At 72.1% G+C, this 22,096-nt stretch carries 20 protein-coding genes; 10 read left to right on the top strand and 10 right to left on the bottom strand.

Translation table 11 applies throughout. The features are described 5' to 3' along the window. The first annotated feature begins 115 nt into the window (after positions 1–115). The 8 genes from LE548_RS19840 (at position 116) to LE548_RS19805 (ending at position 9,219) form a co-directional block, all read left to right on the top strand. A complete protein-coding gene (locus LE548_RS19840; RefSeq protein WP_225098229.1) occupies positions 116–2,689 on the top strand; it encodes a YfhO family protein in 2,574 nt (857 codons plus the stop codon). 226 nt (positions 2,690–2,915) lie between these two features. Further along, positions 2,916–3,944, top strand: coding sequence for an N-acetyl-gamma-glutamyl-phosphate reductase (argC, locus tag LE548_RS19835; protein ID WP_225098228.1), 1,029 nt, complete (start codon positions 2,916–2,918; stop codon positions 3,942–3,944). Further along, a complete protein-coding gene (gene argJ, locus LE548_RS19830) occupies positions 3,941–5,092 on the top strand; it encodes a bifunctional glutamate N-acetyltransferase/amino-acid acetyltransferase ArgJ (RefSeq protein ID WP_225098227.1) in 1,152 nt (383 codons plus the stop codon). The genes argC and argJ overlap by 4 nt, the downstream gene beginning before the upstream one ends. Further along, a complete protein-coding gene (gene argB, locus LE548_RS19825) occupies positions 5,089–5,997 on the top strand; it encodes an acetylglutamate kinase (protein WP_225098226.1) in 909 nt (302 codons plus the stop codon). Before argJ ends, argB begins: the two co-directional genes overlap by 4 nt. Next, positions 5,994–7,211: an acetylornithine transaminase gene (locus LE548_RS19820; RefSeq protein ID WP_225098225.1), complete on the top strand. Its 1,218-nt coding sequence runs from the start codon at positions 5,994–5,996 to the stop codon at positions 7,209–7,211. The genes argB and LE548_RS19820 overlap by 4 nt, the downstream gene beginning before the upstream one ends. Positions 7,212–7,218: 7 nt before the next feature. Continuing rightward, entirely contained in the window at positions 7,219–7,764 is a 546-nt protein-coding gene (locus LE548_RS19815) for an arginine repressor (protein ID WP_225098224.1), read from the top strand. 110 nt (positions 7,765–7,874) lie between these two features. After that, positions 7,875–8,462 carry an RNA polymerase sigma factor gene (locus LE548_RS19810; protein ID WP_225098223.1) on the top strand — a complete coding sequence of 196 codons (588 nt, stop codon included), beginning with the start codon at positions 7,875–7,877 and terminating at the stop codon, positions 8,460–8,462. Next, the gene (locus tag LE548_RS19805; RefSeq protein ID WP_225098222.1) at positions 8,452–9,219 is read left to right on the top strand and encodes a hypothetical protein; all 768 of its coding nucleotides are present in this window, start codon (positions 8,452–8,454) and stop codon (positions 9,217–9,219) included. Before LE548_RS19810 ends, LE548_RS19805 begins: the two co-directional genes overlap by 11 nt. Before the next feature lie 16 nt (positions 9,220–9,235). Here LE548_RS19805 and LE548_RS19800 read toward each other — a convergent pair whose 3' ends face one another. The 7 genes from LE548_RS19800 to LE548_RS19770 form a co-directional block, all read right to left on the bottom strand. Beyond that, complete coding sequence (locus LE548_RS19800; protein WP_225098221.1) at positions 9,236–10,111, bottom strand: serine/threonine-protein kinase; 876 nt, start codon at positions 10,109–10,111, stop codon at positions 9,236–9,238. Then, entirely contained in the window at positions 10,108–11,919 is a 1,812-nt protein-coding gene (locus LE548_RS19795) for an ABC transporter ATP-binding protein (RefSeq protein WP_225098220.1), read from the bottom strand. Before LE548_RS19795 ends, LE548_RS19800 begins: the two co-directional genes overlap by 4 nt. A gap of 257 nt (positions 11,920–12,176) precedes the next feature. Continuing rightward, positions 12,177–12,968 carry an FAD:protein FMN transferase gene (locus LE548_RS19790; protein WP_225098439.1) on the bottom strand — a complete coding sequence of 264 codons (792 nt, stop codon included), beginning with the start codon at positions 12,966–12,968 and terminating at the stop codon, positions 12,177–12,179. 4 nt (positions 12,969–12,972) lie between these two features. Continuing rightward, positions 12,973–13,803: an FMN-binding protein gene (locus tag LE548_RS19785; protein ID WP_225098219.1), complete on the bottom strand. Its 831-nt coding sequence runs from the start codon at positions 13,801–13,803 to the stop codon at positions 12,973–12,975. Between the two features lie 17 nt (positions 13,804–13,820). Then, positions 13,821–15,203 (bottom strand): ferric reductase-like transmembrane domain-containing protein, encoded by a 1,383-nt coding sequence (locus tag LE548_RS19780; RefSeq protein WP_225098218.1) that lies wholly within the window; start codon positions 15,201–15,203, stop codon positions 13,821–13,823. 80 nt (positions 15,204–15,283) lie between these two features. Then, on the bottom strand, positions 15,284–15,796 hold the full coding sequence (locus LE548_RS19775; RefSeq protein ID WP_225098217.1) for an FMN-binding protein: 513 nt from the start codon (positions 15,794–15,796) through the stop codon (positions 15,284–15,286). A 10-nt stretch (positions 15,797–15,806) separates the two neighbouring features. Further along, complete coding sequence (locus tag LE548_RS19770) at positions 15,807–17,159, bottom strand: ferric reductase-like transmembrane domain-containing protein (protein WP_225098216.1); 1,353 nt, start codon at positions 17,157–17,159, stop codon at positions 15,807–15,809. A gap of 262 nt (positions 17,160–17,421) precedes the next feature. On the opposite strand from LE548_RS19770, the gene LE548_RS19765 reads away from it, so the two are divergent. Continuing rightward, a complete protein-coding gene (locus LE548_RS19765; RefSeq protein WP_225098215.1) occupies positions 17,422–18,162 on the top strand; it encodes a response regulator transcription factor in 741 nt (246 codons plus the stop codon). After that, entirely contained in the window at positions 18,159–19,640 is a 1,482-nt protein-coding gene (locus LE548_RS19760) for a cell wall metabolism sensor histidine kinase WalK (RefSeq protein WP_225098214.1), read from the top strand. Before LE548_RS19765 ends, LE548_RS19760 begins: the two co-directional genes overlap by 4 nt. A gap of 52 nt (positions 19,641–19,692) precedes the next feature. Here LE548_RS19760 and LE548_RS19755 read toward each other — a convergent pair whose 3' ends face one another. The 3 genes from LE548_RS19755 to LE548_RS19745 form a co-directional block, all read right to left on the bottom strand. After that, positions 19,693–20,397: a L,D-transpeptidase gene (locus LE548_RS19755; protein ID WP_225098213.1), complete on the bottom strand. Its 705-nt coding sequence runs from the start codon at positions 20,395–20,397 to the stop codon at positions 19,693–19,695. 3 nt (positions 20,398–20,400) lie between these two features. Beyond that, positions 20,401–20,988, bottom strand: coding sequence for a pyridoxamine 5'-phosphate oxidase family protein (locus LE548_RS19750; protein WP_225098212.1), 588 nt, complete (start codon positions 20,986–20,988; stop codon positions 20,401–20,403). Positions 20,989–21,107: 119 nt separating this feature from the next. Further along, positions 21,108–22,013: a hypothetical protein gene (locus tag LE548_RS19745; RefSeq protein WP_225098211.1), complete on the bottom strand. Its 906-nt coding sequence runs from the start codon at positions 22,011–22,013 to the stop codon at positions 21,108–21,110. Positions 22,014–22,096 lie beyond the last annotated feature (83 nt).

Genomic DNA, 22,096 nt, shown 5'->3' with positions numbered 1-22,096 from the left:
CATGTCCGATCCGGTGACACTTTTTCCGGCGAGGGCACAACCATTCATAAAGCCGCCCTGTCTAAGTCGGCGAAATTTCCGAGATCTCGAAGAATTCGCTGAGGACTTCCGCTCGATGGACCGCACCGCCTCGCCCGACGGGTGCCGTAAGCCCGCACGTGCCGCCGCCCTGCTCGCCGCGGCCGTCGCGGCCACGGTGTACTGCGCCGCCGGCATCCTCGCCCGCAGCTTCCCCTTCGGCCCCCGCACCCGCACCGTCAACGACCTGGGCAACCAGTACGTGCCCTACCACGCCCACCTCTGGGACCTGCTGCACGGCCACACCGACGGCGGCCTCCTCGTCAACTGGCAGTCCGGGTACGGCGCCAGCTTCCTGCCCGACCTCGGCATGTATGTCGGCAGCCCGTTCGCGCTCCTCGTCGCCCTCTTCCCCCGGGACGAGATCGACCTCGCGGTCTACGTCATCACGGTCCTGAAGATCGCCTGCGCCGCGGCCGCCATGGCCTGGCTCCTGCTGACGCTGCGCCCCGGCCGCTGGTGGGCGGCGGGTCTGCTCGGGGCGTCGTACGCGCTGTGCGGCTGGACCCTGGCGGACGCCGACTACAACCTGATGTGGCTCGACGGCCTGATCGCCCTGCCGCTGCTGTGCCTGGTCGGCGAGTGGACCCTCGGGCGGCGCCGCCGTGCGGCCGGTGTGCTCCTCGTCGCCCTCGCCTGGATCGCCAACTTCTACACCGCCTACATGGCCACCCTCGGCGCCGGCCTGTTCCTGCTGCTGCGCCTGCTGCTCGCCCGCCCCTCCCGCCGCGAGGCCCTCGCCACGGCCGGCCGTGCCGTTCTCACCGCCGTCCTCGGCATGGGCCTGGCCGCCCCGCTCGCCATCGTCATCTACCTGGGCACCAAGCACGCCTCTCCCGGCCACTTCCGGCAGTTCACGCGGGCGCCGGCCGACGATCTGCTCGCCCGGCTGCTGCCGACGACGTACGGCTTCGGCACCCCGGGCCTCTACGTCGGCATCACCGCCCTCGTCCTCGCCCTCGCGCTGCCTTTCCACCGCGCGGTCCCCGGCCGGGTCCGCGCGGGCTGGACGGCCCTGGTGCTCGCGGTCACCCTGTCGCTCCAGTGGGCCCCCACCAGCCTGGCCTGGCACGCCTTCGCCGTCCCGCAGGGCAGCTCCTACCGGCAGACCTTCGTGCTGTGCGGGCTGCTGGTCATCGCCGCCTGGCACGCCCTGGCGTACGGCCCGCCCGACTGGCGCGCCCTCGGCGCCGCGACCGCGCTGCTCGCGGCGATCACCGCCGTCGCCAGCCGCAGCACGCTGGTCCGCCCGGCGACCTGGCCGGTGCTGCTGCTCGCCGTCGCAGGCACCCTGGGCGGACTCGCCCTCCTGTACCGCGCCGGGCCGCGCACCCGGCTCGCCGGCCTGGCCGTCGTCATCCTGCTGGGCACGCAGGCGGGGGAGGCGGCCGTCACCTCCGCGGACACCACGAAGCTGCGGCTGGAACTGCTGGACGACTACGCGCCCTGGGGGCAGCGGCAGGACCGGCAGGCGGCGGCGATCGCCGGTGCCGACGGCTGGCCCCGGTACCGCACCGACCCCGGCCGCGAGCAGACCGTCGCCAACGATCCGCTGCTCGTGGGCGGTCAGGGTGCCCAGTACTACAGCAGCTTCACCTCGGACGTCCTCTACCGCACCCTCACCGCGCTCGGCGGCGGCTGGACCTCGGGCGGGCGCAGTCTGCAGAGCCTGGACAACGCCGTCACCGACGTCGTGTTCTCCGTCGGCGCCCGGGTCCACAACCCGCCGGACCCGTACCGGACCCACCGGCCGGCGGACGACGGCCCGTCGACCGTCACCCGGCGGGCCGTGCCGCCCCTGGTGACCGTACGGCCCGCGGCCGACCCGGCGCCCTTCGGGCCGTCGCCGTACCGCAACCAGGAACTGCTGCTCGGCACCCGCGTCTACACCGTGCCCCGCGTCACCGTGTACGACGACACCGGCAGGCCGGTCGCGGACGGCCAGGTCGGCACCGGAAGCGCCCGGACCCGGGCGACGGTCACGGCCCGCTGCCCGGCCGGGACCCAGGTGCACCTCTGGGTGCCCTACTTCTCGGGCACGGCGCGGTTCTCCGGGGCCGCGGCCCGGTTCGATTCGTCGTACCCGCGCAACCGCGCCCCCATGGCACCGCTCGGCCGCACCCCCGCCTCCGGACAGGTCCGCATCCAGCTGACCCCGAACCGCCCCAGCAGCATCTCCACCGGTGCCGTCGGCTGCCTGGACACCGCCCGGCTGAGTACGGCCGCCGCCCGGCTGACGGCCACGGGAGCCACCGAGGTGACCGTCTCCGACGGCACGGTCCGAGCCGTGCTCCCCGCCCACAGCAAGGGGATCGCGGTGCTCGCCGCGCCCCGGATCGCCGGCTGGCGGTGCGCCACGGGCGACGGCCCGGCCCGGCCCGCGCTGAACCACCACGGGCTCGTCGCCGTCCCCCTGGACGGTACGTCGACCAGCCTCACCTGCACCTTCCACCCACCTGGCCTGCGGCTGGGCACGGCTGTCGGGGCGGTCTCACTGGTTACCCTCGTCCTGCTCACCGTCATTCCCGGCGTTCGCCGCCGGCGCACACCTCGCCCGGATTTCCTGGTGACGGCGACCGAAGGGGAACGTACGAAAGACCTCATTCCTTGAAATTCCTTGAAATTCTTTGAAGTCATTTCCGCGCGGCGCGACCGGGTCGCTATTCCCTGAAGCGCCCGACCGATTTCCTGATCGCCGGCCGCCCGCGTGCGGGACCTGGCACCGGCGGCGGGCCCAGGGCCGCGTCCGCCGGTGTGCGGGCAGCCACCGCGGACGGGGCGGGCGTTGCATAAAACTGCGGCGATACGTATAGTCATGCCATCAAGAGGAGGATGACATGGCGGTACGTGCGGCGGTGGCCGGAGCGAGCGGATACGCGGGCGGCGAAGTCCTGCGCCTGCTCCTCGCACACCCCGAGGTCGAGATCGGTGCGCTGACCGGGAACTCGAACGCCGGCCAGCGGCTCGGCGCGCTCCAGCCGCATCTGCTGCCGCTGGCCGACCGGGTGCTGGACGAGACCACGCCCGAGGCGCTCGCCGGGCACGACGTGGTCTTCCTGGCGCTGCCGCACGGGCAGTCCGCCGCCGTCGCCGAGCAGCTCGGCCCCGACGTTCTCGTGATCGACATGGGTGCCGACTTCCGGCTGAGGAACCCGGCCGACTGGGAGCGGTTCTACGGCTCCGCGCACGCCGGCACCTGGCCCTACGGCCTGCCCGAACTGCCGGGTGCCCGCGCCGCGCTGGAGGGGTCCAAGCGCATCGCGGTGCCCGGTTGCTACCCCACCGCCGTCTCCCTCGCCCTGTACCCGGCCTACGCGGCCGGACTCGCCGAGCCCGAGGCGGTGATCGTCGCCGCGTCCGGCACCTCCGGCGCGGGCAAGGCGCCCAAGCCGCACCTGCTCGGCAGCGAGGTCATGGGCTCCATGTCGCCCTACGGCGTCGGCGGCGGCCACCGGCACACCCCCGAGATGATCCAGAACCTCAGCGGGGTGGCCGCCGAAACCGTGCGGGTCTCCTTCACGCCGACGCTGGCCCCGATGCCCCGCGGCATCCTCGCCACGTGCAGCGCCTCGGCCAGGCCCGGCGTCACGGCGGAGTCCCTGCGGGCCGCGTACGAGAAGGCCTACGCCGACGAGCCGTTCGTCCACCTGCTCCCCGAGGGCCAGTGGCCCGCGACGGCGTCCGTCTACGGTTCCAACGCCGTTCAGGTGCAGGTCGCGTACGACGCGGAGGTGGACCGCATCATCGCGATCAGCGCCATCGACAACCTCACCAAGGGCACCGCGGGCGGTGCCGTCCAGAGCATGAACATCGCCCTGGGTCTCGACGAGTCCACGGGGCTGACGACGATCGGAGTTGCGCCGTGAGCGTGACGGCAGCGAAGGGATTCACGGCGGCCGGTGTCGCCGCCGGGATCAAGGAGAACGGCAACCCGGACCTGGCCCTCGTGGTCAACGAGGGGCCCCGCCGTGCCGCCGCGGGCGTCTTCACCTCCAACCGCGTGAAGGCCGCGCCGGTGCAGTGGTCCGAGCAGGTGCTCAAGAGCGGCCAGGTCTCCGCGGTCGTCCTCAACTCCGGCGGCGCCAACGCCTGTACGGGCCCCAAGGGCTTCCAGGACACCCACGCCACCGCCGAGAAGGTGGCCGAGGCGCTCGGCCGGGGCGCCATCGAGGTCGCCGTCTGCTCCACCGGACTCATCGGTGTCCTGCTCCCCATGGACAAGCTGCTCCCCGGCGTCGAGACGGCCGCGGCCCAGCTCTCCGAGCACGGCGGTGAGAAGGCCGCCATCGCCATCAAGACCACCGACACCGTCCACAAGACCTCGGTCGTCACCAAGGACGGCTGGACCGTCGGCGGCATGGCCAAGGGCGCCGGCATGCTCGCGCCCGGCCTCGCCACCATGCTGGTCGTCCTCACCACCGACGCCGACCTCGACAGCGCGACCCTGGACCGGGCCCTGCGCTCCGCCACCAAGGTCACCTTCGACCGGGTCGACTCCGACGGCTGCATGTCCACCAACGACACCGTCCTGCTGCTCGCCTCCGGCTCCTCCGGCATCACCCCCGGGTACGAGGAGTTCGCCGCCGCCGTGGAGACGGTGTGCGCGGACCTCGGCCGGCAGCTCATCGGCGACGCCGAAGGTGCCAGCAAGGACATCAAGGTCGAGGTGATCAACGCGGCCAGCGAGGCGGACGCCGTCGAGGTGGGCCGCTCCATCGCCCGCAACAACCTCCTCAAGTGCGCGATCCACGGCGAGGACCCCAACTGGGGCCGGGTCCTCTCCGCGATCGGCACCACGAGCGCCGCCTTCGAGCCGGACCAGCTCAATGTCGCCATCAACGGCGTCTGGGTGTGCAAGAACGGCTCCGTCGGCGAGGACCGCGAGAAGGTCGACATGCGCTACCGCGAGGTGCACATCGTCGCCGACCTCGCCGCGGGCGCCGAGACCGCGACGATCTGGACCAACGACCTGACCGCCGACTACGTCCACGAGAACAGCGCCTACTCCTCATGAGCACCACGCGTAAACACACCGCGCTCCCCAAGGCCCAGATCCTCATCGAGGCGCTGCCCTGGCTGGTCAAGCACAACGGCAAGACGGTCGTCATCAAGTTCGGCGGAAACGCCATGATCGACGAGGACCTGAAGGCCGCGTTCGCGCAGGACGTCGTGTTCCTGCACCACGCCGGGCTCAAGCCGGTCGTCGTGCACGGCGGCGGCCCGCAGATCAGCGCCGCCCTCGACCGGCACGGCATCGTCAGCGAGTTCAAGGCGGGCCTGCGCGTCACCACCGAGGACGCCATGGACGTCGTACGGATGGTGCTCGCCGGCCAGGTGCAGCGCGAACTGGTCGGCCTGCTCAACCAGCACGGCCCGCTCGCCGTCGGCCTGACCGGCGAGGACGCCCACACCATCACCGCCACCAAGCACACCCCGGAGATCGACGGCGAACGGGTCGACATCGGCCGGGTCGGCGAGATCACCGACATCGACACCGGCGCGATCGAGGCGCTCCTGGCGGACGGCCGTATCCCGGTCGTGTCCTCGATCGCCCGCTCGCAGGACGACGGACATGTCTACAACGTCAATGCTGATACGGCGGCTGCGGCACTCGCTGCTGCTCTGGGCGCCGAGACCCTCATGGTCCTCACCGACGTCGAGGGACTCTACGAGGACTGGCCGAACTCCGACGAGGTGATCAGCCGCCTCACCGCTTCCCAACTGGAGAAGCTGCTGCCGGAGTTGAGCTCCGGCATGGTGCCGAAGATGGAGGGCTGCCTGCACGCCGTACGCAACGGTGTCACGACCGCCCGCGTCATCGACGGCCGGGTCCAGCACTCGATCCTGCTGGAGATCTTCACCGACGAGGGCATCGGCACGATGGTCGTGCCCGACGGAGCCGAGGGGGAACAGTCATGACGGGCAACACGGGCAACGGCGAGCTGACGGCGCGCTGGCAGGGCGCCCTCATGAACAACTACGGCACCCCGCGGCTGCCCCTCGTGCGCGGCGAGGGCCTGAAGGTCTGGGACGCCGAGGGCCGGGAGTACCTCGACTTCGTCGGCGGCATCGCCACCAACGCCCTCGGTCACGCCCACCCGGCGATCGTGGCGGCGGTGAGCCGGCAGATCGCCTCGCTCGGCCACATCTCCAACTTCTTCATGGCCGAACCCACGGTGGCGCTCGCCGAGCGGCTGCTGACGCTCTTCGGCCGCGAGGGCAGGGTCTTCTTCTGCAACTCCGGCGCCGAGGCCAACGAGGCCGCGTTCAAGATCGGCCGGCTGACCGGGCGGACCCACATGGTCGCCACGACCGGCGGCTTCCACGGCCGCACGATGGGCGCCCTCGCGCTCACCGGCCAGCCCGGCAAGCAGGACCCGTTCCGCCCGCTGCCGGATGACGTCACCCACGTTCCGTACGGGGACGCGCAGGCGCTCGCGGCCGCGGTCACCGAGGAGACGGCTCTGGTGATCATCGAGCCGATCCAGGGCGAGAACGGGGTGGTCGTACCCCCGGCCGGCTATCTGAAGGCCGCGCGCGCGATCACGGCCGCGACCGGTGCCCTGCTGGTCCTCGACGAGGTGCAGACCGGCATCGGGCGCACCGGCACCTGGTTCGAGTACCAGGCCCACGAGGGCGTGCTGCCCGACGTCGTCACCCTGGCCAAGCAGCTCGGCGGCGGACTGCCGCTCGGCGCCACGGTGGCCTTCGGCCGGGCCGCCGAACTCCTCCACCCCGGGCACCACGGCACGACCTTCGGTGGCAACCCCGTCGCCTGCGCCGCCGGGCTCGCCGTTCTCGACACCATCGCCGACCAGGGCCTGCTGGAGAACGTCAAGCGGCAGAGCGCCGCCCTGCGCGAGGGAATCGAGGCGCTGGGCCACCCGTTGATCGATTATGTTCGGGGTGCCGGTCTGCTGCTGGGTATCGTGCTCACCGGGCCGCGCGCACCGCAGGTGCAGCAGGCGGCCCAGGAGGCCGGGTTCCTGGTGAACGCGCCCGCCCCCGACGTCGTACGGCTCATGCCGCCGCTGAATCTCCGCGACGACGAGGTGGGTGCGCTGCTCCAGGCGCTGCCCGGCATCCTCGACGCAGCGAACCCGATCGACGGGGACGGACGATCCGGAGAATGAGACGACGATGAGCGAGGCGCAGGACCACGAGCAGGCGGCGGGTGCCGGGCCCGCCGTACCGCAGACCCGCACCGCACGGCACCGCCGGATCGTGGACATCCTCAACCGGCAGCCGGTGCGGTCGCAGAGCCAGCTGGCCAAGCTGCTCGCCGACGACGGGCTGAGCGTCACCCAGGCGACGCTCTCCCGGGACCTCGACGAGCTGAACGCGGTGAAGATCCGCAACACCGACGGCGACCTGATCTACGCGGTGCCGAGCGAGGGCGGTTTCCGTACGCCGCGCGCTCCGCTGGGGGAGTCGGCGAAGGAGGAGCGGATGCGGCGCCTGTCCCAGGAGCTGCTGATCTCCGCGGAGGCCTCGGCCAACCTCGTGGTCCTGCGCACCCCGCCGGGTGCGGCCCAGTTCCTGGCCTCGGCCATCGACCAGGCCGAGCTGCACGACATCCTGGGCACGATCGCCGGTGACGACACCCTGATGCTGATCAGCCGGAATCCGACCGGCGGTCAGGCGCTGGCGGACCACATGCTGCGACTGGCGCAGAACGGGCACTGAGCCCGCATGCGGCACCCCACCCGTCGGCGGAGAATGGGAATGTGATCTTCCGCGACGGGCGGGCAGGCGGGCGGGCAATCCCCTGGCGGCCGTCGACCGTATACAGGGGTGTGTCGGGTTTCCGGTCCCCCGTGGGCCGCCTCCCGGACGAGGCGCTGCTGTCCGGGCTCGCCACCGGTGATCCGGACCTCGCGGTCGTCTTCGTACGCAGATTCCAGCACCGGGTCTTCGGGGTTGCCATGGCCGTCACCGGGGACGAGCAACTCGCTGAGGACGTCGCCCAGTTGACGTTCGAGCGGGCGTGGCGTCATGCGCAGATCTACGACTCGCGCCGCGGCTCGGTCGCCACCTGGCTGACGAGCATCGCGCACAACCTCGCCGTCGACGCCGTCCGGGCGCGGCGGACCGAGCCGATGGCACCGGAGGACCTCGACGCCCTCATCGGCGCCGTCACCGAGACCCCCGAGCAGTGGGCGCTGGCCGACGAGACCTCCTCCCAGCTGCGGGCCGCCGTGGGACGGCTGCCCCGGGAACAGGCGCGGGCCCTGGTGATGGCGGGCGTCTACGGAATGACCGCCCAGCAGATCGCCGACGCGGAGCGGATCCCGCTCGGCACGGCCAAGACGCGGATCCGGGCCGCCATGACGAAACTGCGCACCACACTCGCGGCTCCGAAGCGAGGCGACCATGTCCAGTGACGCGAACTGCGACAAGCTGCGGGAGATCGGCGCCGAGCTGGCGCTGGGCGTGCTGCCCGGCCGGGAGCGCGCCGAGGCGGTCGCCCATCTGGACCGGTGCGCGGACTGCCGGGAGTACGTCAGCCAGCTGACCCAGGTCGGCGACCGGCTGATCGGCCTGCTCCCGGACCGCGAGCCACCGCCCGGCTTCGAGACCCGGGTGGCACGCAGGCTGGCCGAGCAGGTCTCGGCGCACGAGAGCCCCACGGCCGCCGCCGGCCGCGCCTCCCGGGGCCTGCGCGGGCGCGCCCGCCGGGCCCGGCTGCGGCTCGCGGCCGTCGCCACGGCGCTCACCGTCGCCGTCGGATTCGCGGGCTGGGCGATCGGCACCGCCGTCGAGGACGTCGTCGCCTCGTCCGGGCCCGCCGCCGAGTCCGAACCCATGCTGGTCGGGAACATGATGCCCACCACGGGCGGCGGGGGCCCCGTCGGCGAGGTCTACGCCCACCCCGGCAGCCCCGGCTGGATCTTCGTGTCCGTCGATCTCACCGGCCCGCACGGCTCGTACACCGGCAAGGTCACCTGTCTCCTCCAGCACGCCGACGGCACGACCACGCGCGTCGGCGACTTCCCCCTGGCCGGCGGACACGGCGGGTGGGGCGTGCCCGTACCCGGCGACCTCTCGACCGTCTCCGGTGCCCGGCTGACGATGGCCGACGGCACGGTCCTCGCCACGGCCCAACTGCACATGGGCCAGGTCGTGGAGTCCGAGGCGTGAAGCGGGCCGGTCCGCGTCACGGGTGCCGGGGCACAGTCGCCTCCAGGGTCTCGGCCAGCTCCGCGACCGTGGGCCGGGCCGCCGGGTCGGCCCGCAGACAAGCGTCGACGGCCGCGGCGAGGGCGCGCGGCAGCCGCCGCCGGTACGCGATCGGCACAGCCGCCTCCTCGGCCTGCGGATACCGGCCGTCCGCCACATCCGCGCCGTCGTCCTCGGACTCGTCCACGGTCCCGCCGCAGTCGAACGGCACGTCACCGCACGCGACCTCGTACAACGTGATGCCGACGCCCCACACGTCGGCGGCGGCCGTGAGCGGACCGCCGCGGGCCTGCTCCGGAGACAGGTAGCAGAACGTGCCCACGCCGGCGGGCGCCGGTCCGGGTGGCCGGGCGACGCTCAGGTCCAGCACCTTGGCATGACCGCGCTCCACCACCACGTTGGACGGCTTGAGGTCCAGGTGCAGCAGACCCCGGCCGTGCAGATAGTGGACCGCGGAGCACAACTGCACGCCGAGCAGCGCCACATCGGCGGCAGCCGGCCGCCGCCGCATCCGGGCCACGAGGTGGGACAGGGTCTCGCCGGTCAGCGTCTCCAGGACGACGAGCGGCTCGGGCGACTCGACGGTCTCGTACCCTCGGACCAGGTGCGGATGGCTGAACTCCCGCAGCCACCGGCCCTCCCGCAGCAGCCGCTCGCCCAGCCGCTGCTCGCCCCGCAGGTCCGGCCGCACGGTCTTGAGCACGCACCGGCAGGCCCGTTCCTCGCTCCACGCGTCGTACACGTCGAGCCAGCCGGTGCGGGTCAGATGCCCGAGGATCTCGTACCCCGGCGCCGGCTTCGTGCCCGGGACGAGGGGCGCGGGGCCATCGCCGTGTGCCGCGCGGCCGCTCATGACAGCACCGTGCCCGCGCTGAGCCGGTGCAGCCGGGCGTACGGCCCCTGGCTGCGCAGCAGGTCGTCGTGAGCGCCGTGTTCCACGATCCGGCCGTGGTCGAGCACCACGATCCGCGAGGCGTCGCGGACGGTCAGCAGGTTGTGCGAGATGACCACGGTCGTCCGCCCGGCCATGAGCCGGCGCAGCGGCTCCATGATCCGCCGGCCCGACCGCACATCGAGCCCGGTGGTCGGTTCGTCCAGCAGCAGCACGGGCGTGTCCCTGATCATCGCGCGGGCGATCGCCAGGCGCTGGCACTGCCCGCCGGACAGGGTGCGGCCGCGCTGGCCGACCAGGGTGTCGTAGCCCTCCGGGAGCCGCTCGATGAACTCGTGGGCGTCCGCGGCGCGCGCCGCCGCGACGATGTCCGCCTCGCTCGCCCCCGGCCGGCCGTAGGCGATGTTCTCCCGTACGGTGCCGTGGAAGACGAGCGTCTCCTGGAGCACCACCGCCACGTTCTCGCGGACGTCGAACAGCGGCAGCTCCCGCAGATCGGTCCCGTCGAGCCGGACCGCTCCCCGGTCGGGGTCGTAGAAGCGCAACTGGAGCTTGGCGACCGTCGACTTGCCGGCCCCGCTGGCCCCGACCAGCGCCAGCGTCTCGCCCGGGGCCACCCGGAACGACACGTCCGACAGCGCCCAGGACACCGTGCCGGGATAGCGGAACCACACCCCGTCGAACTCCAGCGCACCCCGTGCCCGGCCCAGCCGGCGGGCCCCCGGCGCCTGCCCGACCTGGGGCCGTTCGTCGAGCAGCTCGATGATCCGCTCGGCCGAGGCGGAGGCCGCGTAGAAGGTGGTGCCGAGCTGGGACAGACCGTGGACGGGGCCGTAGAGCTTGCCGATCAGCGCCAGGAACACCAGCAGCCCGCCCAGGGTGAGCTGCCCCTGCGTCAGCTTCCAGGTACCGAGCCCCATCACCGCGAGGCCTCCGCTCACCTCGATCAGCTCGACCACCGGCCGGTACACCGCGTGCAGCCGCGCCGAGTCCAGTACCGACCGGAACCTGCCGAGGTTCTCCCGGTCGAACCGGCGCGCCTCCCAGCCCTGCCGGTTGTAGGCCTGCACCAGCGCCGCGTTGCCCAGCGACTCCTCGGCGATCGCGCTGAGCGAGCCGCTGCGCCTCCTGCGCTCCCGCGAGGCCTCCTTGATCCGCCGGGAGAAATGCCGGGCGGCACCCCAGAACAGCGGCACGATGACCAGGGCGAGCAGGGTGAGGTCCCAGCGGAGATAGAACAGCAGGCCGAGGAAGACGCCCAGCTGGATCACGTAGTAGAGGACGTCGGCCACCCCCGAGAGCAGGAACGTCTCGACCGCGTCGACATCGCCGGTGACCCGGGAGAGCACGTCCCCGAGCCGCCGGCGTTCGAAGAAGCCGAGCGACAGCCCCTGGACGTGCCGGAAGACGTCGGAGCGCAGTGCGAGCAGGAAGCGTTCACCGACCCAGGCGGAGGTCATGTCGTCGGCGAAGCCGAGAACTCCGGAACAGACGACGAGCCCCAGATAGGCCGGCGCGATCCACAGAAAGGGGCCCAGCCGCCGGGGGACCAGCACCTCGTCGACGACGCTCTTGAAGAGCCAGAGTTCGGCCGCCTCGACGGCGGGGCCGGCCGCACCGAGGACGACGAGGGGCACGAGCCAGCGCCGGCCGCCGCGGGTGTACGGCCAGAACCTCCGGAACACCTCGCGCGGCGGCGCGGCGGGCGCGGGCGGCACGACGGCGTGAGCGGACCGGATCCCTCGACCCCCGGCCCGCTCAGCCCGCATCCGAGGTCACCTCCGGTGACCGGTCCGACGGTGGTGGTGGTCACGGCGATGGTTGTGGTGCATGTCCCCGTGGTCGTTGTCGTGCCCCGAACTGAAGTCCCTCCTGCGGTGGTCGTTGTGGTCGTCATGGTGGAGAGCAGGCATGAGCTTGCTGAAGATCGCCATCTGGTTCCTCCCGAAACATCCGATATAGGAGTTACGTCCCAGGGGCCGAGTTGGATGGCGTTCCGGAAGGAATTTCTGGACGAATCCCGGAATCAGCCCAGCCGCGCCGCCAGCCCCCCGGTGCACCGCACCTCGTCGCCGGCGGTGATCAGCAGGCCCTCCACGTCCGGCAGCGACTCCAGCCAGGCCAGCCCCGCCCGGGAACCCATCGCGAAGGCCGCCGTGGCCCAGCAGTCCGACCAGGTCAGCTTGGGCCCTACGACCGTCACCGCCACCAGATCCGTCACCGCCGGCCGCCCCGTGCGCGGATCCACGATGTGAGCGCCCCGCTCGGCCGTGCCGGACGTCGCCACCGACAGCTCCGCCACCCCCGCCGTCGAGATCACCGCCGCCAGCCCGCCGGGACGCAGGGGGTCGGCGACCCCGACCCGCCAGGGGCGCTGTGGCTCCGGCGCGCCCAGCAACTGGACGTCACCGCCGCCGTTCACACTGACCCCGCACACCCCGTCCACCTCCGCCAGCAGCCGCGCCGCCCGCTCGGCGGACCAGCCCTTGACGATGCCGGTGGGGTCCAGGGAGCCCTGGTAGCGCGGGCTGAACCAGCCCTCGCTCAGCTGCTCCGCCTCGGCCGCGAGGTCCAGTACCTCGGCCATCTCGGGGGAACAGTCCGCGACGGTCAGTTCGCCCCGCGCCAGCCGCGAGACCTCGCTGTCCTCCCGGTAGGTGGAGAACAGCGCGTCCACCCGGTGCAGGCCCGCGACCGCCTCCTCAAGGGCCGCGCGGACCGCGTGTGGTTCCCCGCCGCGGACGTCGAAGGAGAAGACCGTCCCCATGACCTCCTCCGCGTGACGCACCGCGGCGGGAGCCTCGGCCGGCCCGGCCATCGCCTCAGCCACCGGCCTGGTCCAGCGCCGACTGGAGCGACTGCTTGTAGCCGGTGCTGGTGTAGGTCGCTCCCGACACCGCGTCGATGTTCGCGTTCCCGGCCACGACCGCCTCCTGGTTCAGCTTCGGCACGGCCATCGCCGTCTTCTGGTCGCTCAGCCCGCCCTGGGGCGCCTGCACCGCCGACGCCTGCGTGATCCTGCCACCGCTCACCGTGATCCGCACCTGCACCGGGCCGTACTGGGTCTGCGCCACCTTCCCGGTGACCGTGGCGGTACGGGCCTGTGCGGCACCCGAAGAGCCGCCCGTACCGGATGAGCCGGATGCCTTGGACGATCCAGATGGCCTGGATGATCCGGACGGCGCGGAGGGCGCGGACTTCTTCATCTGGTCCAGCGCCGACTGGAGCGACTTCTTGTACCCGTTGCTCGTGTACGTCGCCCCGGACACCGCGTCGATCTGCGCGCTCTGCGCCGCGACGGCCTCCTGGTTGAGCTTGGGGACGGCCATCGCCGTCTTCTGGTCGCTGAGTCCGCCCTTGGGCGCCTGGACGGCCTCCGCCTTGGTGACCCTGCCGCCCGCGACGGTCAGCCGTACCTGCACCGTCCCGTACTGCGTCTGCGTGGCGTCCCCGGTCACCGTGCCGGTGGCCGCGCCGGCCGGCACGGTCCCGCCCTGCGGTGCCTCCTGCCCGGCCGCGGTCTGCTGCGGAGCCGTGCCCGCCGCGGCCGCCGCCGGGTCGGACGCCGGCTTCAGCGACAGCATCAGGACGACACCGGACACGGTCGCGGCGGTCGCCAGTACGACCCGCCGAATCGGGTGGCTCTTCCTCATCTTTCCCTGACTCCCGCTCACATCTCGAACGACTCATGGTGGATGCGGCGGGCGGGGACCCCCGCGCCGCGCAGTGCCTCGTACACCGACTGCGCGAACCCGGGTGGGCCGCACATGAAGACGTCGTGGCGGTCGATGTCCGGGATCTTCCGCTGGAGGTTCTCCGCGGAGATGTCCGGCCGCTCGCCGTCGGGGCTGTTCACCGCGTACATCAGCCGGGCGCCCCGCTCGTCGGCGATCTTCGCCAGCTCGTCCCACAGGGCCAGGTCCTGGGTGGTGTTGGCCCGGTAGAGGAGGGTGATGTCGCCGGCCGCGCCGGGCAGCGTCTCGAACAGCGCCCGCATCGGCGTGATCCCGACCCCGCCCGCGACCAGCAGCACCTTGCCCCGGCTGCGCCGCTGCGCGGTCATCGCCCCGTACGGGCCCTCGGCCCACACCCGGGTGCCGGGTGCCAGCTCGCGCAGCCGGGCGCTGTGGTCGCCGATCGCTTTCACGGTGATCCGCAGCATGTCCGGGCGGGGCGCGGCCGACAGGGAGTACGGGTGTGAGCTGAAGCGCATGCCCGGGGCGAGGAAGCGCCAGCGGAAGAACTGGCCCGCCTCCGCGCCCATCCGGTGCAGCCTGCGCCCGCCGATCAGCACCGACACGATGCCCGGGGTCTCCTCGATGACGGCCTCGACGTACATCCGGTGCCGGAGGTTCAGCCGGATCGGGGTGAACACGCGGTACCAGATCACCAGCGCGGTGACGGTGCCGTACAGGCCGTACCAGAAGGTCTTGGCCATCGGCTGGACCGCGAAGTCGTTGCCGGTGGTGATCTGGTGCCAGAACGTCAGGAACACCGCCGCGTACGTCAGGAGATGCACGTGGTACCAGGTGTCGTACGGCATCCTGCGGCGCACCGGGCCGACCGACGTCAGTCCGATGAGCACGAACAGGCCCATGCCGATGGCCGCCTTGCCCATGTCGGGCAGCTGATCGACGGAGTCGACGGTCTGCTGGACGACGTAGCTCAGCGACTTGCCGGCCTGGAGCGCGTACCCCCACATGGTGAGGAAGACGTGCGCGACGATCAGGCAGAGGGTGTAGCGGCCGCTCATCGCGTGCCAGCGGGTCACCCGGTCCGAGCCGACCCGCCGCTCCAGCGCCGGCACGCGCGCCATCTGGAGCACGACCAGCGCCATCAGATAGCCGGCGAGCAGGCCGGTGATGCGGCCCGCGTTCAGGATCCTGCTGTTGTCGTCGGCGATGGACGGCGTGTTCTGCCACCACAGCCACAGCACCGCCGCCGCGCCGGCCCAGACAGCGAGCAGCAGCGGGACGGCCGGGGAGCGGCGTGGGCGGATGCGGCGCATCGTCTGCCGGCGGGCGGCACGGCCGCCCGCAAGGGTGGTGGTCACGGTTCCTCCGTGGGGACTCGGGGGACTCGGCCCTTGGCCCACAGATACGTGCCGCACGCGCCCGGTGTTCAGCCCGGTGTTCAGCGGCCCGCCGAGTCCAGCGCGGACTGCAGGGACTGCTTGTAGCCGGTGCTGGTGTACGAGGCGCCCGAGACCATGTCGATCTGTGCGCTCTGCGCCGCAAGCGCCTCGCGCCGCAGCTGGGGGAGCGCGTAGCTGTTGATCTCCTGGTCGCGCGGATTGTCCTGCGGGTACTGCAGGGCCGTCACGTCCGTGATCTTCCCGCCCTGGATCGTCACCCGCACCTGGACCGGACCCCAGCGGGTCTGCACGGTGTCGCCGGTGACGGTCCTGGTGACGGTGGTGGAGCCGGTGGAGCCGCCCGACCCGGTGGATCCGCCGGATCCGGTCGACGGACTCGCTCCACTCGACGGGGACGAACTGCTGGACACCGCAGGGGAGTTGGCGTTCGCCGTGACCAGCGTGGGGCTCGTGTGCGGCTTCAGCGACAGCAGCAGCACGATCCCGGTGACGGTGGCGGCACTGGCCAGCATGATGCGGCGGAGCGGACGGTTCTTCTTCAACGCGTGCACAGGTCCTGCCTCACAGCTCGAACGACTCGTGGTGGATACGGCGGTCCGGCACCCCGGCCGCCCGCAGCGCCTCGTAGACGTCCTGCGCGAAGCCGTGCGGCCCGCAGATGTAGACGTCATGGCCGGCCAGGCCGGGGAAGGTCGCGCGCAGCGACGCGGCCGAGATGTCGGGGCGCTCCCCGCCCGGCCCGTTCAGCGCGTACAGCACCCGCCCGCCGCGCCACTGCGCGATCGCCTCCAGCTCACCGCCGAGCGCCAGGTCCTCCGTGCCGCGCGCCCGGTACAGCAGGGTGACCTCGCCGGGCAGCGTCTCGAACAGCGCCCGCAGCGGGGTCACCCCGACTCCGGCCGCGATCAGCAGCGAGTGGTGGCTGGTGGCCCGGTCGGCGGTCAGGGAGCCGTACGGCCCCTCCGCCCACACCCGGGTGCCGGGCCGCAGCAGGGCGACGGCCGCGCTGTGGTCGCCGAGCGCCTTGACCGTGATGCGCAGCAGGTCCGGGCGCGGCGGCGCCGACAGGGAGTACGGCGTCGACGTCCAGCTCATGCCCGCGCCGAGGAACCGCCAGCGGAGGAACTGCCCCGGCCTCGCGCCGAGTTCGTCCAGCCGCCGCCCGCGTACGACGACCGAGTACACACCCGGTGCCTCCAAGTGGACCGAGTCCACCCGCAGTTGATGGCGCCGGTTGAGCCGGACCGGAGCGAGGATCCGGAACCACAGCACCAGAGCCGCGACGCCCAGGTACAGCGCGTACCAGACCGCGGTCGCGACCGGCTTGCCGTTGAACTCGTTCCCCAGGGACAGCTGATGGAAGAAGGCCAGGAAGACGGCCGCGTACGTGAGCAGATGGACGTAGTACCAGAACTCGTGGCTCGTCCGGCGGCGCACGGCCCGCGCCGAGGTGATGCCGACCGCGAACAGGATCACCGTGCCGGCGGTCGTCTTGAGCATGTCCGGGTAGTCCAGGACGACGGTGACCGTCTCGTGCCAGAGCGAGGCGTGGTCCTGGGCGGCGTACCCGGTGAGGATCAGCACGATGTGCGCCACGAGCAGGCAGATCGTGTACCGGCCGGCCATCGCGTGCCAGCGGGCCACCCGGTCCGAGCCGACCCGGTTCTCCAGCAGTGGCACCCGCGCCATCAGGCCGACCAGCACCGCACAGGCGTACCCGCACAGCAGCCCGGCGATCCGCCCGGCGCCGGTCAGCCAGCCGGCCGTGCCGACCACGGAACCGGTGTCGGCCCACCACAGGGCCACCGCGCCCGCCGCCCCGGCCCACACCGCGGCCAGCACGGGCCCCGCCGGGGAGCGCCGGGCGGTCACGGGCCCCGGCGCGGCCGTCCGCCGTGTCTCGACCGTGGTCATGGAATCAACACCCTTTCGTCCGTCATGCCGGGCAACTGTGCCGGGCGAATCTCTGAGCCACCTCTGAGCAAGCCCCTGACCAGGGGTTTCCACAGCGGACTCAGAGGGGTTTCTCATCCGGTGTTCAGCGGGACGGGTGCGCGAGGGAGCAGAAGGGAGCAGAAGGGAGGGGAGGGACGGCGAACGGTGAGCGCACTCACAGAAAACTCAGAGGGCGGACGGCACCGCGCACCCGCAGACAGGGGTGATGCTGGTAAGCGCGATGAACACCACCCGCTCCGGCCGCCCGGCCCTCACCCGCCCCGACGGCACCTCGCTGCGCGTCCTCGTCGTCGACGACGACCCCGACCTCGCGGAGGTGCTCACCGGCGCCCTGCGCTACGAGGGCTGGGAGGTGCGTGCGGCCGGCGACGGCGCCTCGGCCCTCAGCACCGCGCGCGAGCTGCTGCCGGACGCTGTCGTGCTCGATGTGATGCTCCCCGACACCGACGGCTTCGACGTGCTGCGCCGGCTGCACGCGGTGAAGCCCGACGTCTGTGTGCTCTTCCTCACGGCACGGGACGCCGTGGAGGACCGGATCGCCGGCATCACCGCGGGCGGTGACGACTACGTCACCAAGCCCTTCAGCCTGGAGGAGGTCGTCGCCCGGCTGCGCGGCCTGCTGCGCCGCGCGGGCATGGCCCGCCAGCTGGAGGACGGGCCGCGGCTGGTCGTCGGTGATCTGGTGATGGACGAGGAGGCCCGCGAGGTGACCCGGGCGGGCGAGCTGGTCGAGCTGTCGCCGACCGAGTTCGAACTCCTTCGCTTCCTCATGCGCAATCCGCGCCGCGTGCTCAGCAAGGCGCAGATCCTCGACCGGGTCTGGTCCTACGACTTCGGTGGCCGGGCCCATGTGGTCGAGCTCTACATCTCCTACCTGCGCAAGAAGGTCGACGCGGGCCGCGAACCCATGATCCACACGGTGCGCGGGGCGGGCTACGTGCTGAAACCGGTGACCAAGTGAGCCGCTTCGGCCCGCGCGCCCGCCTGACCCGGGTGCCCCGGCCCCGCACCCTGCGTGCCCGGCTCATCGCCGGACTCGTCGTGCTCCTCGCGATCAGCTGCGCCGCGGTCGGCGTGGCTGCCGTCGTCGAGCTGAACGGCTTCCTTACCAGTCGGCTCGACCAGCAGTTGCAGCAGGCCGGGCCGGCCTTCCCGCAGAGCCTGGAGCACGGCACGTACAAGCCCTCCGACCGGGACGGCGACGAGCACGGCGACACCCGCCGCCAGGCCGCCGGAACGTTCGGCGCCCGCCTGCTGAACGGCAAGGTCACCAGTGTGGCGGTGGTGCCCGCCAGCGACCGGCAGGGCCTCGACGTCACCCTGAGCGCCGCCGACCGGGCGACCCTGGCCAGGCTGCCGGTGGACGGCCGGGGCCACACCATGTGCCTGTCGCACCACCTGCACGACTACCGCCTGATGGCGTGGCGCGGCAAGGACGGCGACGTGCTGGTGACCGGCCTGCCCACGGAGCCGGTACGGGCCGCCGTGAAACGGCTCGAACTGGTCGCGGTGGTCGTCTTCGGCCTGGCCCTGACCGCCGCCGGCGTGGCCGGCGCATTGTGGGTCCGCTGGTCGCTGCGCCCGCTGAGCCGGGTCGCCGCGACCGCCACCCGGGTCAGCGAGCTGCCCCTGGCCAGCGGCGAGGTGGCGCTGCCGCCGCGCGCCCCGGCCAGTGACCCGCGCAGCGAGGTCGGCCAAGTGGCGGCGGCGTTCAACCGCATGCTCCGGCACGTCGAGGACGCCCTGACCAAGCGGCACGCCGGCGAGGAGCGGCTGCGCCGCTTCGCCGCCGACGCCAGCCATGAGCTGCGCACCCCGGTCGCCTCGGTCCGCGGCCACGCCGAACTGGCCCTCCTGCACCCCGGCCCGGTGCCGCCCGAGGTCACCCGCGCCCTGGAGCGCATCAAGGCCGAGTCCTCCCGTATGGGCGAGATGGTGGACGACCTGCTCCTGCTGGCCCGCCTGGACGCGGGCCGCCCGCTGGAGCGGCAGCCCGTGGACCTCACGCATCTGGTCCTGGACACGGTCACGGACGCGCGGGCCGCCGGCCCGGACCACCGTTGGTCCATGGACCTCCCCGAGGACCCGGTCACGGTCCCCGGCGACGCCCATCGCCTCCATCAGGTGCTGGCCAACCTGTTGGCCAACGCGCGTTTGCACACACCTGTTGGCACCAAGGTGACGGTGACCCTGGAAACCGCCCCGGACTCGGCCGTCCTCTCGGTCCACGACGACGGCCCCGGCGTCCCCGAGGAGGTCCAGCCGGGCGTCTTCGAACGCTTCACCAGGGCCGACCACCGCCGCCGCGCGGATGCCTCCGGCGGTGGAGCGGGACTGGGGCTGTCGATCGTGGCGGCGGTGGTCGAGGCGCACGGGGGAAGTGTGGGGCTGGAGAGCCGGCCGGGGTCTACGACGTTCCGGGTCAGTCTGCCGAGCTGAGGGGCGCGAGGCTGTATCGATATGCGGATCCGCCGCCTGGGCGCACAGCAGCTCAGTACCGGGAAAGCGCTGTAACTCCGTCAGCGGTCCCAATGGCGACATGCGGAGCCTTCTCGGGCTCGGCCCACCGAAGAATCCGCACCATGGCCTCCTCCGGAACCGACACACAACCAGCCGTAGCCGCACGCCCGTTGACGTGCAGAAAGATGCCGGCGCCGCGCCCGCGCACAGGCTGCTCGTAGTTGAACCCGATGACCAGCCCGTACGCATACTGGTCCGCGTAAGAGGCCAGGTGCTCGGACTCGGACGCCCGGCAGTCGCCCGGCAAGGGCTCGACCCACCGGTTGTACGACGTGGAGTCGTTGTCCTGGCACCACCAGGAACCGTCCTTCACCGCCCGGTACGCGACGCGTGTCCCGCCCGGCGCCGGCTTGATCCCGAAGCCGAAGGGAAGGCCGTAGAGACCGGTCGGTGTCGTGTTCGTCCCCTGCGTGCGTGTGGCCCCCTCCACCAGGCCGTTCGCCCCGAACCGCGCCCGTGCCGAACCCGCCTGCACCCACTGTCCGTCCCGCAGGTCCCACCAGGTGACCGTCCCCGACGTCGAGTCCGGGCGGGGCGCCTGAGCGGTGATCAGCTGGCGGCCGCCGCCCGTGTCCGCCATCCGCGCGGGCAGCGGTACGGCCCCGGGGCCCGGCGCGGAGCCGAGCAGGGTGAGCGAGGACGCGGAGACGAGGGCGAGGGCGACACCGGGGCGCATGCCTCAGACGGTAGACGGGGGCAGCGGCAACGGCAGCCCGGGTAGTCCGTCCAGGCTCGTCGCCACGTGCTCCTTCTTCTCGAAGTACGTGCTCAGCGAGGCGTCGTCCTCGCGGGCGAAGCGCTTGGCGTGCAGGTCACGGTCGTCCTCGTAGGCCATGAAGGGGACGGCGTACCCGCAGGTGTCCCGGACCAGCTCCGCGTGGACGACGATGATCGAGCGCAGTCCGTGCGGGGTCGGGTCGATGCCCGGGAAGTGCGCGAGCAGCTCCTTGAAGCGCGGGTCGTCACGGAAGACCGGCTCGCCCCGGCCGTGGACCCGCACGATGTTCGGCGGGCCCTGGAAGGCGCACCACATCAGGGTGATCCGCCCGTTCTCCCGCAGATGCGCGATGGTCTCGGCGTTGGACCCGGCGAAGTCCAGGTAGGCCACGGTCAGTTCGTCGAGGACGGCGAAGGAACCCTTCAGACCCTTGGGGGAGAGGTTGACCGTGCCGTCGCCGGAGAGCGGGGCGGTCGCGGTGAAGAACAGGGGCTGCTCCTCGATGAACGTGCGGAGTCTGCCGTCGATGCGTTCATACGTCTTTCCCATGTCAATCGATTATCGACGTAACTCCTTCGCTTGTCTAAGGAATTGTCGGGAGTCCGGCGGACGGACACCGGGGCCGCCCCGGCCGGCGCTCGTCGGGGCGGCCCGAGCTGCCTGCTACCTCACTTCGTGAGGGTGCAGGCGGCCAGGGAGTCGAGGCCGGTGGGCTTGGTGCCCTTGCGGCCGATGGCGATGGCGATGCGGTCGATGGTGGAGATCCGCTTGTCCTTGAGGGGGCCGAGGATGGCGTTGTTGACGAAGTTGGGTCCGCCCTGGCCGACGGTGTTCTGCAGGCGGGTGTTGGCTTCCTGGATCTGGGTCTGGAGCAGGGTGAGGTTGCGGGTGACCTCGGCCTGCGCGGACGCCGGTACGGCCGGGAGCTTGGAGGCGACGTCCGGGCAGCTGATCGTCCCGACCCCGGTGTTCCCGCTCGCCGCCGCCCCGCCCGACTGCTGTCCCGCCGTGCCGTTCGACGCGGTGCCGCCACCGGCCTTCGCGCCGCCCGCGTTGGCGTTGCCCGCGTTCGCTCCCCCGGCGTTCGCGCCTCCCGCGTTCGTGCCCCCGGCCTTCGTGCCGCTCGCGTTCAGGGTGCAGGCGGCCAGGGAGTCGAGGCCGGTGGGCTTGGTGCCCTTGCGGCCGATGGCGATGGCGATGCGGTCGATGGTGGAGATCCGCTTGTCCTTGAGGGGGCCGAGGATGGCGTTGTTGACGAAGTTGGGTCCGCCCTGGCCGACGGTGTTCTGCAGGCGGGTGTTGGCTTCCTGGATCTGGGTCTGGAGCAGGGTGAGGTTGCGGGTGACCTCGGCCTGCGCGGACGCCGGTACGGCCGGCAGCTTGGAGGCGACGTCCGGGCAGGTGATCGTGCCGGGGCTCGCCGCCAGTGTGCGGGCGTTCGTCGTGCCGTCGCTCTTGTCGGGCGTGTTGGCGAGGGCGGAACTGGCGATCACGGCGCCGGACAGCACCACGGCGGCAGCGCCGCCGATGAAGGCCACACGACGCTTGTTGTACTTCGGAAGAGCCCTGGACATGCGGATGCCTCACTTGGGTCAGGAGTGGGTTCAGCGGTGAGACGCGGCGCCTGCGTTCAGCGAGGAGTACGGGAAAGCGATTG

It is taken from the genome of Streptomyces sp. CoH27 (genome assembly GCF_020181035.1).
In the GTDB taxonomy this organism is placed as follows: Bacteria; Actinomycetota; Actinomycetes; order Streptomycetales; family Streptomycetaceae; genus Streptomyces; species Streptomyces camelliae.
The sequence above is the reverse complement of the archived record's forward strand: the minus strand, read 5'-3'. Positions and strand labels throughout refer to the sequence as shown.

Excerpts from the sequence above, each read along its gene's own strand:
- LE548_RS19840 (WP_225098229.1), top strand. The coding sequence starts at position 116 with ATGGACCGCACCGCCTCGCCCGACGGGTGCCGTAAGCCCGCACGTGCC.
- argC (WP_225098228.1), top strand. The coding sequence starts at position 2,916 with ATGGCGGTACGTGCGGCGGTGGCCGGAGCGAGCGGATACGCGGGCGGC.
- argB (WP_225098226.1), top strand. The coding sequence starts at position 5,089 with ATGAGCACCACGCGTAAACACACCGCGCTCCCCAAGGCCCAGATCCTC.
- LE548_RS19820 (WP_225098225.1), top strand. The coding sequence starts at position 5,994 with ATGACGGGCAACACGGGCAACGGCGAGCTGACGGCGCGCTGGCAGGGC.
- LE548_RS19815 (WP_225098224.1), top strand. The coding sequence starts at position 7,219 with ATGAGCGAGGCGCAGGACCACGAGCAGGCGGCGGGTGCCGGGCCCGCC.
- LE548_RS19805 (WP_225098222.1), top strand. The coding sequence starts at position 8,452 with ATGTCCAGTGACGCGAACTGCGACAAGCTGCGGGAGATCGGCGCCGAG.
- LE548_RS19800 (WP_225098221.1), bottom strand. The coding sequence starts at position 10,111 with ATGAGCGGCCGCGCGGCACACGGCGATGGCCCCGCGCCCCTCGTCCCG.
- LE548_RS19795 (WP_225098220.1), bottom strand. The coding sequence starts at position 11,919 with ATGCGGGCTGAGCGGGCCGGGGGTCGAGGGATCCGGTCCGCTCACGCC.
- LE548_RS19790 (WP_225098439.1), bottom strand. The coding sequence starts at position 12,968 with ATGGCCGGGCCGGCCGAGGCTCCCGCCGCGGTGCGTCACGCGGAGGAG.
- LE548_RS19785 (WP_225098219.1), bottom strand. The coding sequence starts at position 13,803 with ATGAGGAAGAGCCACCCGATTCGGCGGGTCGTACTGGCGACCGCCGCG.
- LE548_RS19770 (WP_225098216.1), bottom strand. The coding sequence starts at position 17,159 with ATGACCACGGTCGAGACACGGCGGACGGCCGCGCCGGGGCCCGTGACC.
- LE548_RS19765 (WP_225098215.1), top strand. The coding sequence starts at position 17,422 with ATGAACACCACCCGCTCCGGCCGCCCGGCCCTCACCCGCCCCGACGGC.
- LE548_RS19755 (WP_225098213.1), bottom strand. The coding sequence starts at position 20,397 with ATGCGCCCCGGTGTCGCCCTCGCCCTCGTCTCCGCGTCCTCGCTCACC.
- LE548_RS19750 (WP_225098212.1), bottom strand. The coding sequence starts at position 20,988 with ATGGGAAAGACGTATGAACGCATCGACGGCAGACTCCGCACGTTCATC.
- LE548_RS19745 (WP_225098211.1), bottom strand. The coding sequence starts at position 22,013 with ATGTCCAGGGCTCTTCCGAAGTACAACAAGCGTCGTGTGGCCTTCATC.